The organism is Micromonospora sp. NPDC050397 (assembly GCF_044901685.1).
Lineage (GTDB): Bacteria > Actinomycetota > Actinomycetes > Mycobacteriales > Micromonosporaceae > Micromonospora_G.
The window spans coordinates 378,022-390,983 of the sequence record NZ_JBJDPS010000002.1; the positions used below are offsets into that span (position 1 = coordinate 378,022).

The 12,962-nt window shown below is 72.0% G+C and carries 10 protein-coding genes and 2 pseudogenes; 10 read left to right on the forward strand and 2 right to left on the reverse strand.

From position 1 onward, the window contains the following. The first annotated feature begins 217 nt into the window (after window positions 1–217). From ACI2K4_RS07810 to ACI2K4_RS07820, 3 genes and pseudogenes are all read left to right on the forward strand, one after another. Window positions 218–1,318: a sugar ABC transporter substrate-binding protein gene (locus ACI2K4_RS07810; RefSeq protein ID WP_404509618.1), complete on the forward strand. Its 1,101-nt coding sequence runs from the start codon at window positions 218–220 to the stop codon at window positions 1,316–1,318. 114 nt (window positions 1,319–1,432) lie between these two features. Further along, a pseudogene (locus tag ACI2K4_RS07815) lies at window positions 1,433–2,230 on the forward strand (ATP-binding cassette domain-containing protein); the annotation flags it as partial. A 307-nt stretch (window positions 2,231–2,537) separates the two neighbouring features. Continuing rightward, window positions 2,538–3,782, forward strand: coding sequence for a sugar ABC transporter permease (locus tag ACI2K4_RS07820; protein ID WP_404509619.1), 1,245 nt, complete (start codon window positions 2,538–2,540; stop codon window positions 3,780–3,782). Window positions 3,783–3,878: 96 nt separating this feature from the next. Here ACI2K4_RS07820 and ACI2K4_RS07825 read toward each other — a convergent pair whose 3' ends face one another. Next, window positions 3,879–4,487, reverse strand: coding sequence for a DUF998 domain-containing protein (locus tag ACI2K4_RS07825; RefSeq protein WP_404509620.1), 609 nt, complete (start codon window positions 4,485–4,487; stop codon window positions 3,879–3,881). Between the two features lie 104 nt (window positions 4,488–4,591). On the opposite strand from ACI2K4_RS07825, the gene pcaF reads away from it, so the two are divergent. The 4 genes from pcaF (at window position 4,592) to ACI2K4_RS07845 (ending at window position 9,403) form a co-directional block, all read left to right on the forward strand. Continuing rightward, on the forward strand, window positions 4,592–5,797 hold the full coding sequence (gene pcaF, locus ACI2K4_RS07830; protein ID WP_404509621.1) for a 3-oxoadipyl-CoA thiolase: 1,206 nt from the start codon (window positions 4,592–4,594) through the stop codon (window positions 5,795–5,797). 353 nt (window positions 5,798–6,150) lie between these two features. Beyond that, complete coding sequence (locus ACI2K4_RS07835; RefSeq protein ID WP_404509622.1) at window positions 6,151–8,298, forward strand: putative bifunctional diguanylate cyclase/phosphodiesterase; 2,148 nt, start codon at window positions 6,151–6,153, stop codon at window positions 8,296–8,298. A gap of 4 nt (window positions 8,299–8,302) precedes the next feature. Beyond that, entirely contained in the window at window positions 8,303–8,803 is a 501-nt protein-coding gene (locus tag ACI2K4_RS07840; protein WP_404509623.1) for a DUF456 domain-containing protein, read from the forward strand. 291 nt (window positions 8,804–9,094) lie between these two features. Beyond that, a complete protein-coding gene (locus ACI2K4_RS07845; protein WP_404509624.1) occupies window positions 9,095–9,403 on the forward strand; it encodes a hypothetical protein in 309 nt (102 codons plus the stop codon). 5 nt (window positions 9,404–9,408) lie between these two features. Here ACI2K4_RS07845 and ACI2K4_RS07850 read toward each other — a convergent pair. Further along, window positions 9,409–9,528, reverse strand: a pseudogene (locus tag ACI2K4_RS07850) (hypothetical protein); the annotation flags it as partial. A gap of 466 nt (window positions 9,529–9,994) precedes the next feature. Here ACI2K4_RS07850 and ACI2K4_RS07855 point away from each other — a divergent pair. From ACI2K4_RS07855 to ACI2K4_RS07865, 3 genes are all read left to right on the forward strand, one after another. Next, window positions 9,995–11,251: a SpoIIE family protein phosphatase gene (locus tag ACI2K4_RS07855; protein WP_404509625.1), complete on the forward strand. Its 1,257-nt coding sequence runs from the start codon at window positions 9,995–9,997 to the stop codon at window positions 11,249–11,251. Window positions 11,252–11,387: 136 nt separating this feature from the next. Further along, on the forward strand, window positions 11,388–12,245 hold the full coding sequence (gene map, locus ACI2K4_RS07860) for a type I methionyl aminopeptidase (RefSeq protein WP_404509627.1): 858 nt from the start codon (window positions 11,388–11,390) through the stop codon (window positions 12,243–12,245). Beyond that, complete coding sequence (locus tag ACI2K4_RS07865) at window positions 12,242–12,958, forward strand: VIT1/CCC1 transporter family protein (protein ID WP_404509629.1); 717 nt, start codon at window positions 12,242–12,244, stop codon at window positions 12,956–12,958. The genes map and ACI2K4_RS07865 overlap by 4 nt, the downstream gene beginning before the upstream one ends. Window positions 12,959–12,962: the final 4 nt, after the last annotated feature.

Consider the following 12,962-nt stretch of genomic DNA (forward strand, 5'->3'; position numbering starts at 1 on the left):
GCCGTCGTGTCCTCGTGACCTCGGGCCCTCGTGCCTTCTGCCTGCTGTCGCGGCGACCCGCCTGGTCAACGGGCGGATGCTGGCAAAGCAGCTCCAAAGAGCGCTTAGTTCCGCCAAGCTGACAACCAGGGCAAACGTGAATCCGCTGCGGTGGTGTCGCGTGAGCGGGGGCGGCTAGGCCAGGAGGTCGAACGTGTCAACGAGATTTCGTGCTGCCGTGCGCGTGACCAGCGCGCTGCTCGTGGCCGGGCTCGCGGTCGCCGGTTGCGGGGGAGACGACAACAACGGCGGGAGCGGCACCTCGACCGGCAACGCGAATGTCAACGACGGCTTCAAGGTCGGCCTGCTGCTGCCCGAATCCAAGACCACTCGGTACGAGACCTTCGACCGGCCGCTGATCCAGTCCAAGATCAGCGAACTCTGCCCGAAGTGCCAGGTGCTCTACCAGAACGCCGACCAGGATCCGGCCAAGCAGCAGGCGCAGGCCGAGGCGATGCTGACCCAGGGCATCAAGGTGATGATCCTGGACGCGGTCGACGCGAAGGCGGCCGGTGCGATCGTCAGCAACGCGCAGGCCCAGAAGGTCCCGGTGGTCGCGTACGACCGGCTCGCCTCCGGGCCGGTCAGCTTCTACGTCTCGTTTGACAACCGCCGGGTCGGCATGGTGCAGGGTCAGGCCCTGCTGGACCAGTTGAGCGCCAACGGGCAGGACCCGAAGCGCGGCGACATTGTCATGATCAACGGTTCGCCGACCGACCCGAACGCGGCCGACTTCAAGGCCGGCGCGCACTCGGTGCTGGACGGGAAGGTCAACATCGGCAACGAGTTCGACACCCCGGACTGGTCCCCGGACCGGGCCCAGCAGGAGATGGACCAGGCGATCACGGCGATCGGGCGGGACCGGGTGATCGGGGTGTACGCGGCGAACGACGGCATGGCCGGCGGCGCGATCGCCTCCATGAAGGGGGCCGGATTCGGTACCCCGCTGCCGCCGGTGACCGGGCAGGACGCGGAACTCGCGGGCATCCAACGGATCGTCTCCGGTGACCAGTTCATGACGGTCTTCAAGTCGATCAAACCCGAGGCGGACGTCGCCGGCCAGATGGCGATCGACGCGGCGACCGGCAAGGACTTCACCGCGCAGTCGACCACCATGCGCAACAACGGGACCAAGGACGTCACCTCGGTACTGCTGGAACCGGTCGCGGTGACCAAGAGCAACATCAAGGACACCGTGATCAAGGACGGGTTCTACACCGCGGCGCAGATCTGCACGGGGGCCTTCGCCCAACCCTGCGCCGCCGCCGGCATCTCCTGACCGTACGGCGGCCGGCGAGACCGCGTACCGCCCCGGTGCGGCGCCGTCGACGGTCGAACCGGTAACTCCTGATCTTCCGCAGGCGACTCCTGAACTGAAACGGGGTGAGGGGCGGTGGCCGACACACCGGTGCTCGCGTTGTCCGGCATCTCCAAGCGGTTCGGCGCGGTGGAGGCGCTCGCCGACGTCTCGCTCGAGGTCTACCCGGGCGAGGTGGTCGCGCTGGTCGGTGACAACGGCGCGGGCAAATCGACGCTGATCAAGGTGATCGCCGGGGTGAACCCGGCCGACAGCGGCGAGATCCGCTGGCAGGGTCGGCCGGCGCAGATCGGCAAGCCGAGTGACGCCACCGCGCTCGGCATCGCCACCGTCTACCAGGACCTGGCGCTCTGCGACAACCTCGACGTGGTCGCCAACCTCTTCCTCGGCCGGGAACTGACCCGCAGCCTCGTGATCGACGAGATCGGGATGGAGCGGCGGGCCAGGGAGTTGCTGGTCAGCCTCTCGGTCAAGATCCCGTCGGTACGGCTGCCGGCGGCGGGGCTCTCCGGCGGTCAGCGGCAGTCCGTGGCCATCGCCCGGTCGCTGCTCGGCGAACCGAAGCTGGTGCTGCTCGACGAGCCCACCGCCGCGCTCGGCGTGGCGCAGACGGCCGAGGTGCTGGACCTGATCGAACGGCTCCGGCAACGGGGCCTCGGCGTACTCCTGATCAGCCACAACCTGGCCGACGTGAAGGCGGTCGCGGACCGGGTGGCGGTGTTGCGGCTCGGCCGCAACGCCGGGGTGTTCGACCAGCGGCGGACCAGCCAGGAGGAGATCGTCCAGGCGATCACCGGGGCGCTCGACAACGCGGTCACCCGACGCCGGGCCCGTTCCGCCGAGACCGGCGGTGGCGGGCTGGCCGGCCCGCCCGAACCCGGTGCCAGCCCGGTCGGTCCGACCGACCCCATCGCCCCGCCCTCTTCTGGCGCCCCGCCTGGTTCGAGCGGCTCGCCTGGTCCGGGCGGTTCTGGCGGTTCGGCCGGTTCACCGGGCTCCTCGGGTGGTTCGGCCGGTTCGGGTGGCTCGGCTGGTCCGGGCGGTCCGGGCGGTCCGGGCGGTTCGCCGGGCTCCTCGGGGGGCTCGGGGGGCTCGGGCGGGGCGGGGCCGGGCGGGGCGGACGGTGGTGCCGGCTCCCCGGACCCGGAGGAGCGGACGTGACACGGCGGGAGGTCTCGGCATGAGTACGGCGACCACGAGCCCGGAGCCGCCCGCCGGAGACGGCCTGCAACATCCGGCCGACCGGGGGGCAAAGGGGCCGCTGGACATCCTCCGGCGACGGTTGCGCGGTGGGGAACTCGGCGCCTGGCCGGTGGTGATCGGGCTGATCATCATCTGGGCGGTGTTCCAGTCGCTCAACGACGCCTTCCTCAGCCCGCAGAACCTCTCCAACCTGGCGCTCCAGATCGCCGCCACCGGGACGATCAGTGTCGGCATCGTGCTGGTCCTGCTGCTCGGCGAGATCGACCTGTCGGTCGGTTCGGTGGCCGGGGCGGCTGCGGCGCTGCTGGCCGTACTGAGTGTGCGCAACAGTTGGGGCGACGTCGCCGCCATGATCGTCGCGATCCTGTTCGGCATCGCGATCGGCATCTTCCAGGGCACGATCTTCGCCCGGATCGGGGTGCCCGCGTTCATCGTCACCCTGGCCGGGAACATCGGCTGGCAGGGACTCCAACTCCTGCTGCTCAGCCCGGAGGGGACGATCAACCTCCCGTACACCGGGTTCATCGGCGGATTGACCCACACCAACCTGGACGACGTCTCCGGATGGGTGATCGGCGCGGCGGCGGTTGTCGTGTACGCGGCGGCAGTCCTGGTCGACAGCCGACGGCGGATTTCGGCCGGACTGCCGACCCGGGGCCCGCTCGCGTCACTGCTGCGGGTACTCGGGCTGGCGGTGCTGGTTTTTGCCGCCGTGGGTGTGCTCAACGCCTGGCAGGGCGTACCGGTGGCGTTGTTGATCTTTGTGGGGTTGGTGGTTCTGGTCGACCTGGTGCTGCGCCGGACCCGCTACGGCCGGAGCATCTTCGCCGTCGGCGGCAATGTCGAGGCCGCCCGCCGGGCCGGCATCAACGTCCCCCTGATCCGGATCTCGGTGTTCGCGCTCGCCTCCGCCTTCGCCGCGTTCGGCGGCGTGCTGACCGCCTCGCGCGGGTTCGCCGCCGGCCAGTCCACCGGCGCCGCCGACACCCTGCTGATCGCCATCGCCGCCGCCGTCATCGGCGGGGTGAGCCTCTTCGGCGGACGGGGATCGACCTACGGTGCGCTGCTCGGTGCCCTGGTGCTCGGGTCGATCACCTCGGGCATGTTCCTGCTCCAGCTCAACTCGTCGGTGCGTTTCATGATCACGGCCGGGGTGCTGCTGGCCGCGGTCATCCTCGACTCGCTCTCCCGGCGTGGCCGCCGAACCACCGGCCGAGGCTGACCCCGCTCACCCCCGCCGACGGACGTGCCGCTCACCGCCGACGGAGGTTAGGAAGGGCCCCTTCCTCTACCAAAAGCGATAACAAGGGGCCCTTCCTTACTCCTTGGCGGGGGCGAAGGCGGCTGCGAGTGTGCTGGCGACCAGCCAGAGCGCGATCACCCCGAGCAGTGCCCGTTCGACGATGCCCACCAGGGTCGACCGGCCGACGAACAGCATGGCCAGCCCGATCGTCGCGGAGAGCGGGAACGCCACGACGGCGCCGACCAGACCGAGCCGGCGCAGCAGCGGCGCGGCACCGGTCGACCAGGCGACGGCGAGCATGGCGAAGACCACACACGCGACGGCGGCGATGCTCGCGCCACCGTGCACCAGGTCCGCGGCGGTGGTCTGTTCGAACGGCGGCAGCGGGCACCCGGCGCTGCAGGTGACCGAGGCGGAGAGCCCGGTGCCGGCCGCCCCGGCGGCGAGCAGCGCCGCCGCCGGCCACACCGTGCGGGGCAGGGCGGCGGCGAGGAGCAGCAGGCCGAGGGCCACCCCGAAAACCCCCAACCGGTACGCGGTCGCGTACGCGCCGGCCCCCACACCGGCCTCGCTGACGTACCCGGTGAGCGCGGACGTCGGGCCGACGACAACGGCGAGGCTCACGGTGACCGTGCCCGACAGGACGCAGGCCACGGCTCCGTGCGCGACCAGGGTCCGGCGCATGGGGACAAACTATCCCGGCGACCGGAGTGGCCGTCGCCGGTGCCCCGAGGCCGGGCGACGGCAGGCCCGGAGTGCGCGCGGCGGGAGTGGTTATGCTGCCGGACGTGACAGCGGCATACCTCGTCTCCGGCGTCCGTACCCCCATCGGCCGTTACGCGGGCGCGCTCGCCGGGGTACGCCCCGACGACCTCGCGGCGCACGTGATCCGGGAACTCGTGGCCCGCCACCCGGCCGTCGACTGGGCGGCGGTGGACGACGTGGTGCTCGGCTGCGCCAACCAGGCGGGTGAGGACAACCGCAACGTCGCCCGGATGGCGGGCCTGCTGGCCGGGCTGCCGGAGAGCGTGCCGGGCACCACGGTCAACCGGCTCTGCGGGTCGGGCCTGGACGCGGTCGGCACCGCCGCCCGCGCCATCATCGCCGGCCAGGCCGATCTGGTGGTGGCCGGTGGGGTGGAGAGCATGAGCCGGGCGCCGTTCGTGCAGCCGAAGGCGACCACCCCCTTCGCCCGTACGGCGGAGATCTACGACACCACCCTCGGCTGGCGGTTCGTCAATCCGCTGATGCAGCGCGGCTGGGGCACCGACGCGATGCCGGAGACCGCCGAGAACGTGGCCGCCGAGTACGGTGTCGACCGTGCCGCCCAGGACGCCTTCGCGTTCCGCTCCCAGCAGCGGGCTGCCCGGGCGCAGGCCAGTGGCCGGCTGGCCGAGGAGATCGCGCCGATCGAGGTGCCGGCCGGTCGCCGGGAGACGAAGCTGGTCGCGCTCGACGAGCATCCCCGGGAGACGTCGATGGAACGGCTGGCCGCGCTGCCGACGCCGTTCCGCGACGGCGGCACGGTGACCGCCGGCAACTCCTCCGGTGTGAACGACGGTGCCGCCGCCGTGCTGGTCGCCAGCGCCGAGGCGGTACGTCGCCACGGCCTCACCCCGCTGGCCCGGATCACCGGATCGGCCGCGGCCGGGGTGCCGCCACGGGTGATGGGGATGGGCCCGGTGCCCGCCACCGGGCGGCTGCTGGACCGGCTCGGGCTGACCATGGGCGAGGTCGACGTGGTCGAGCTCAACGAGGCGTTCGCCGCCCAGGCGGTGGCGGTGCTGCGCGAGCTCGGGCTGCCGGAGGACGCCGAGCACGTCAACCCGAACGGCGGCGCGATCGCGCTCGGGCACCCGCTCGGTGCCAGTGGCGCCCGGCTCGCGTTGACCGCCGCCCTGGAGCTGCGCCACCGTGGCGCCCGACGGGCACTCTGCACCATGTGCATCGGGGTCGGCCAGGGCATCGCGCTGATGCTGGAAGCTGCCGAGTAGCACCGTGGGAGCGTTCGAGTAGCGCCACCGGAACCGGTCGGGTGGGGCGGTGGATCCGGTCGGACAGCCGGCGGGCCGGCGGTCGGACGACAGGCGGCGCAACAGGGGCCGAAGGGTCGGACGTATCGACTCACGGTGGGGCCCCGGGTGCTCCGGTCACGCGTATGCTCGATGGCTCTACCGGGCCGGTCGGCGTACCGGCGTTACGAGCTGAGGCGGACCATGCAACTGCCTGACGAACTTCGCCCGGAGGTCCAACCGTCCACTCTGGACGCCACGTCGGCCCGTGCCGGCGACCGGGTGGACCGCTCCGACGCACTCGGCGGCTAGCCGTGCCGGCGCCCGTCCCACCGGTGACCGGCGAGGAGTTCAGCCGGGCCGGTGTGCAGCGGTACGCACGACAGTGGGCCGGTGCGATGGCCCGGCTCGGCTTCGTGCCGATGAGTTCGGCCGAGACCGAGCGGCTGCTGGCGGTGCACACGGCCCGGCTGGCACAGGCGCTGCTCGCCGAACCGTTCAGCGCGGATCCGGCCGGCGACGTCGGCCAAGCGCTGGTCGCGGTCCACCTCACCGAGCCGGCCATGCTCGACTGGTCGGTCCGTGCCCTCGGCACCGGGTTCGCCAACGCGGTGCTGCCGGAGCGACCCGACTCGCCCGCCGTACGGCACCGGGTCGCCCGGTTGCAGGGCAGCCTGGCGGCCGGCTTCGCCCGGGCCCTGCGCGAGCTGACCTTCAGCCAGCAGGAACGGATCAGTCGTTCGGCCTGGCAGGCGCGGGACGAGATCGAGCAGGCGCTACGCGACAGCGAGGCGCGGTTCCGGGCGGTCTTCACCGGGGCGGCGCTGGGGATGGGGATCGCCGATGTCGGTGGTCGGATCGTCGACGTCAACCAGGCGTTCGCCGAGATGCTCGGCTACTCCGTCGCCGAACTGCGCGACACCGAGGTCACCGCGCTGTGCCATCCCGAGGACGCCACTCCGCTCGCCGAGCTCTACCAGGAACTGGTCGAGGGCAAGCGGGAGTCCGCCAGGGCGGAGCGGCGGTACCGCCGCAAGGACGGCACGGTCGTCTGGACCGACCTCGCACTCTCCCTGATCCGGCACCGCGACGGCCGACCCAGGTTCGTGGTGGCGGTGGTCGAGGACATCACCGAGCGGTACGAACTCCAACAACGGTTGCGCTTCCAGGCCCTGCACGACCCGTTGACCGGGCTGCCGAACCGGACCCTCTTCTTCGACCGGCTGGCGGCGGTCTTCGCCCACGGCAGCCCGACCGACCGGGTCGGCCTCTGCTTCCTGGACCTCGACGGCTTCAAGGCGATCAACGACAGCCTCGGCCACGACCTCGGCGACCGGCTGCTGGTGGTGGTCGCCCAGCGGCTCGCCGAGTCGGTCTCCGCCCGTGGTCACCTGGTGGCCAGGATGGGCGGCGACGAGTTCGTGATCCTGGTCGACGGCAGCAGCGGCTCCCGGGAGGTGGTCGAGGTGGCCGAGGTCGCGCTCGCCACCGTGGCCCGGCCGGTCCAGGTCGGGGACCAGCAGTTGGAGGTGTCGGCCAGCATCGGCCTGGTCGAGGAGGCGCTCGCCGGGACCCGTCCGGCCGACCTGATGAAGGCCGCCGACGCCACCCTGTACTGGGCCAAGGCCGACGGCCGGGGGCGCTGGGCGGTGTACGACCCGGAGCGGGGTGCCCGGGACAACGCCCGGGCCGGGCTCGCGGCGGTGCTGCCGGCGGCCCTGGAGCGGGGCGAGTTCACCGTGGACTACCAGCCGATCGTCGCGCTGGGCGACGGCTCGCTGCGGGCGGTCGAGGCGCTGGTCCGGTGGCGTCACCCCGACCTGGGCCTGCTCGGTCCGGACCAGTTCATCGGGCTGGCCGAGGAGACCGGCCTGATCATCCGGCTCGGCCGGTGGGTGCTGCGCGAGGCGTGCGCGTACGGCAGCCGGTGGCGGCGGGAGTTTCCCGACGCGCGGCTCGTGGTCAGCGTCAACCTGGCCGTACGCCAGGCCAACGATCCCGGCATGGTCGACATGGTCGCCGAGGCGTTGCGGGACACCGGCTTCCCGCCCGAACTTCTCCAACTCGAGATCACCGAGAGCGCGTTGATGGCCACCGGCGGCGAGCCGGTACGTTCGCTGCGCCGGCTGGCCGCGCTCGGCGTACGGCTGGCCATCGACGACTTCGGCACCGGTTACTCCAATCTGGCGTACCTGCGGCGGTTGCCGATCCACGCGCTCAAGCTCGCCGCCCCGTTTGTCGAGGGAATCCGTTCCACCGACGCGCTCGCGCTGGTCGACGAGCGGATCGTGGACACGCTGGTCCGGTTGGCGCACGCGCTGGGCCTGTCGGTGACGGCGGAGGCGGTGGAGACCGCCGGGCAGGCAGACCGGCTGCGGGCGTTGGGCTGCGACGCCGGGCAGGGGTTGTTCTTCGGTGCACCGGTGGCGGCTGAGCGGATCACCGCGCGACTACACGAAACCGGTCCGGGTAGGGCAGGCTGACCGGGTGGATCTGACGGACACCGATTCCCTGGTCACCTTCCTCGCCGGGCTGCTCATCGTCGCCGGCATCGTCGGCGTGCTGATGCCTGTGCTCCCGGCGCTGCCGCTCTGCTGGGGCGGCGTGCTGATCTGGGCGATCTTCGACGACGCGGGCTGGGGCAGGTGGGTGGTCCTCGCCATCGCCACCGCGCTCACGCTGATCGGCACCGTGATCAAGTACGCCTGGCCGGGGCGCAACCTGAAACGGACCGGGGTGCCGAACAGCACGCTGCTGGCCGGTGGCGTACTCGGTCTGGTGGGCTTCTTCGTGGTGCCGGTGGTGGGCCTGATCGCCGGCTTCGTGCTCGGCGTCTGGTTGGCCGAGCGGCTGCGCCTCGGCGACTCCAGGCTGGCCTGGCCGTCCACGAAGGACGCGCTCAAGGCGGCCGGACTGGCCATGCTGGTCGAGTTGGGCGTCGGCCTAGCCATCGCGCTGACCTGGGTGGTCGGGCTCGCCGTCGTCTGACCCCCGGTCGGGCTCGCCGTTGTCCCGCCCTCCGGCCGGGCTCGCCGTTGTCCCGCGTCCCGGCCGGGCTCGCCGTCGTTCCGCGTCCCGGTCAAGGGCGTCCGGTCGCGGCTCAGGCCACGGAGTGGGTAACGGTCGCGGTGTAGCTGCCGGTCACCAGGACCAGTGGCAGGTCGACCGTGAGGGTGGGGTCCCAGGAGACCATGTTCCCCCCGACCCCGCCACTCCACCCGGCGGCGGTCTGCGGCACCCCGAGCGGGGCCCGGCTGCGGGATGAAGGTGCCGCTCCCGGTGGCGTGCAGCAGCGGCCCGGAGGCGTACGCGACCAGCTCGTTCGGCACGGTCTGGAAGGACGCACCCCCGTCGGTGGTGAAGTCGGTGATCGACACCGTCGCGGTCCAGTTGCCGGAGAACACGCCCCGGTCGTCGGTGACGGTCACCGGGCCGATCGTGCCGGCGGTCCGGGTGCTACCGATGGTGACCGTCGGCAGCATCGCGGTCTCCGGCGCGCTGATCGAGAGGCCGGTGCCGGCGTTCGGGGTGACCGTCACGGTGACCAGGCTGGCCGAGGTCGCCCCGGACGGGTCGCGGACGGTGTAGCTGAAGCTGTCCTGGCCGGAGAAGAGCGGGCCCGAGGTGTACGTGCAGTTGACGGTGGTGCAGGAGTAGGTGCCGTTGGGCGTGCTGCCGCTGGCCGGTACGACGCTGAGCGGGTCACCGTCCATGCGTTGATTGGGACTGTTCGCGTAAAAACAGAGATTTGTCCGACTTTCCCAACCCCTCGGGAATCGAGACCCGTTGAAGCGGTCGAGCGACGTTGAAGGGTGCGACGGCGCGGGACGGGCGCTGGCACGGCGGAACGCCGTACGGGTGAGAGAGGTGACCGCGTCCCGCGCCGTCGCTTACGTCGGGTCATCCGAGGACCCGACGCGGGGCCCGGTGTTCCGGGCCGGGTGCTGTGCGTCGGTGTGTCCACCAGCATGCGGCGGCCGGCGGCGTTCGGCAACGTGATTACCGGTGGGGCGTCCGCCGCGATCATTACCCACCGTGATTCCGCGTCGGTCGCGCCGGAGCGGGAGTCGATCCAACTGTCCTCGGTCGAAGCGTTACGGCGCTGGCCCGATCGGGTACATGGACCGACACGGTGAGCGGGCGGCAGGGCGATTACACCCCACCGGAGCAGGAGGCGAGATGAGTTCGGGCCCGGCAGGAGATGGCAGGCGGCGGGATGCCGACCTGGTGCGGGGGGCCCGTCGGATACCTGGTGACATCGATCCCGTTGCCGGCGGCGACTGGTACGACGTAGTCACGCGGCGTGATGGGCAACTTGTGCTGGTGGTCGGTGAGGTGCTCGACACCGGGGTGCTCGCCGTGGCCGCGATGGGGCAACTCCGCACCGCGCTGCTGGCGCACCTGCTGGCCGGCGTACCACCCGGGACCGCCCTCACCCTGCTCGACCGGCAGTTCGGCAACGCCCGTCACCGGTGGGACGTGATCGCCCTCTGTCTCCAGTTCGATCCGCGTACCGGCGCGCTCTGTTACGCCAGCGCCGGGCACCCGTCGCCGATCTGCGTCGGACCCGAGGGGCAGGTCGACGTGCTGTACCGCCGGCCGCTCGGTCCGCCGATCGGGACCCGCCCGGAGGTCGGTCACCGGTCGGTCGAGACGGTGCTGCCGCCCGGCGCTCGACTGCTGTTCCACCCGCCCCGTCCGGTCGCGGCGCCGTCGGGCGGACCTCCTCCCGGATCCGGTTCACCCCGGACCCGGCGTCCGGCCGGCCCGGCGGGTCGTCGAGGGCTGGTGACCGGGCGTCCGGGCCGACCGGAGGTGAGCCACCCGGTCGACGCCACCGGCAGCCGGAGCCCGGCCGACGACCTGGTCGACGGCGTCAGCCCGCTCGACACCCGGGGTCTGACGATCCAGGCGGCGGGCGAGTCGTCCGCACCGGTGGCGGCCGTCCCGTACGGGCCGCCCGGGGAGCAGATCGAGGAACTGGTGCAGGTGCGGTTCGTCCAGGCCCCGCGCCGGCCCCGGGCCGAGGAGATGGCGATCCTGCTGCTCGCCCAGAGCACCCCCGACCGGCTCGTGCTGCGCCTGCCGGCGGACCCGACCAAGCTGAGTCCGCTGCGCGAGCGGCTGCTGGACTTCCTCGCCGCGCACCAGGTGGGCGAGGCCGACAGCTTCGATCTTGTCGTCGCCGTCTCCGAGGCGGCGGCGAACGCGATCGAGCATCCGGTCGCACCGGCGGAGGGAACGATCATGGTCGAGGTGGCGGTCGCCGACGGGGTGGTGGCGGCGACCGTACGGGACAGCGGCCGGTGGCGGGAGTCGGACGATCCCGGTTTCCGGGGCCGGGGGCTGGCCCTGATCAGGTCGCTCGGCGAACTCAGCGTGAACCGTACGGCGACGGGTACCGAGGTCACCTTCTGGCGGCGGCTCGCCACCTGAGCACCCGCCCCGGGCCGTACCCCGGGTCGCGACGAACGGCGGGCGCGCGGGACCGGCGGAGCGGCCGTCGTCGGACGACGGTGGCGCGGGTCACGGGCGCGGTGAGCGGGTCGGTGCCCGACGATAGGCTGGGTGAATGAACGTCCGTGCGCCACTCACCCCAGGCACGCTCTCGCCGTGGCGGCCCGTGCCGCCGCACATCGCGCGACCGGAGTACGTCGGCAAGAAGCGGCCCCGGGAGTGGCGCGGGTCGCACGTCCAGACGCCCGAGACGATCGAGAAGATGCGGGTCGCCGGCCGCCTCGCCGCGCAGGCCACCCAGCTCGCGGGTGAGCACTGCAAGCCGGGCGTCACCACCGACGAGATCGACCGGGTGGTGCACGAGTTCCTGGTGGACCACGGCGCCTACCCGTCCACCCTCGGCTACCGGGGCTTTCCCAAGTCCTGCTGCACCAGCCTCAACGAGGTCATCTGCCACGGCATCCCGGACTCCACCGTGCTGGAGGACGGCGACATCATCAACGTCGACGTCACCGCGTTCATCGACGGCGTGCACGGCGACACCGACGCGACCTTCTGCGTGGGTGAGGTGGCGGAGCCGGCGCGCCTGTTGGTCGAGCGGGCCCACGAGGCGATGATGCGGGGCATCAAGGCGGTCGCGCCCGGCCGGCAGATCAACGTGGTCGGCCGTGTGATCGAGTCGTACGCCCGCCGGTTCGGCTACGGGGTGGTGCGCGACTTCACCGGCCACGGCATCGGCGAGACCTTCCACAGCGGTCTCTACGTGCCGCACTACGACAGCCCCCGGCCGACCGACGTGATGGAACCGGGCATGACCTTCACCATCGAGCCGATGATCACCCTCGGCACCCACGAGTACGACATGTGGGCCGACGGCTGGACCGTGGTGACCAAGGACCGGCGGTGGACCGCCCAGTTCGAGCACACGATCCTGGTCACCGAGGACGGTCACGAGATCCTCACCCTGCCATGACCGACGCACCAGCGGCGCTACGGGAGGACCACCACGCCGACGTCTCCGGTGGCTGGCTGCGGCCGGCCGTCTTCGGGGCGATGGATGGTCTGGTCACCAACATCGCCCTGATCGCCGGGGTCGGCGGGGGCGGCATCGCGCCCCGCACGATCGTGTTGACCGGTGTGGCGGGCCTGGTGGCGGGCGCCATCTCGATGGGCCTGGGCGAGTACACCAGCGTCCGGTCGCAGAACGAGCAGTTGGCCGCCGAGGTGGCCAAGGAACGCCGCGAGCTGGAGCGCCACCCGGAGGCGGAGGCGCTGGAACTCGCCGACGCCTGGGTCCAGCGCGGGCTGCCCCGGGAGCTGGCCGAGCAGGTCGCGACCGCGCTGGGCCGCAACCCCGAAGAGGCACTGCGGGTGCACGTACGGGAAGAGCTTGGTGTCGACCCGGACGAGCAGCCGAGTCCCTGGACCGCCGCGGTCCTGTCGCTGGTCTGTTTCTCGGTCGGCGCCCTGGTGCCGCTGCTGACCTACCTGGTCGGCTTCACCAGCCTCTGGCTGGCACTCGGCGTCGGCGGGCTGGGGCTGTTCGTCGCCGGTGCGCTGGTCGCCCGGTTCACCAACCGTCCCTGGTGGATGAGCGGCGGACGACAACTGCTCCTCGGCGCGGCGGCGGCCCTGGTCACCTACCTGGTCGGTCGGCTGATCGGGCTGGGCGGACCCCTCGGCTGACCGG

What these genes read in the sequence shown, in the direction of transcription:
- ACI2K4_RS07820 (WP_404509619.1), top strand. Translation starts at nt 2,538, where the DNA reads ATGAGTACGGCGACCACGAGCCCGGAGCCGCCCGCCGGAGACGGCCTG.
- ACI2K4_RS07825 (WP_404509620.1), bottom strand. Translation starts at nt 4,487, where the DNA reads ATGCGCCGGACCCTGGTCGCGCACGGAGCCGTGGCCTGCGTCCTGTCG.
- ACI2K4_RS07855 (WP_404509625.1), top strand. Translation starts at nt 9,995, where the DNA reads ATGAGTTCGGGCCCGGCAGGAGATGGCAGGCGGCGGGATGCCGACCTG.
- map (WP_404509627.1), top strand. Translation starts at nt 11,388, where the DNA reads ATGAACGTCCGTGCGCCACTCACCCCAGGCACGCTCTCGCCGTGGCGG.
- ACI2K4_RS07865 (WP_404509629.1), top strand. Translation starts at nt 12,242, where the DNA reads ATGACCGACGCACCAGCGGCGCTACGGGAGGACCACCACGCCGACGTC.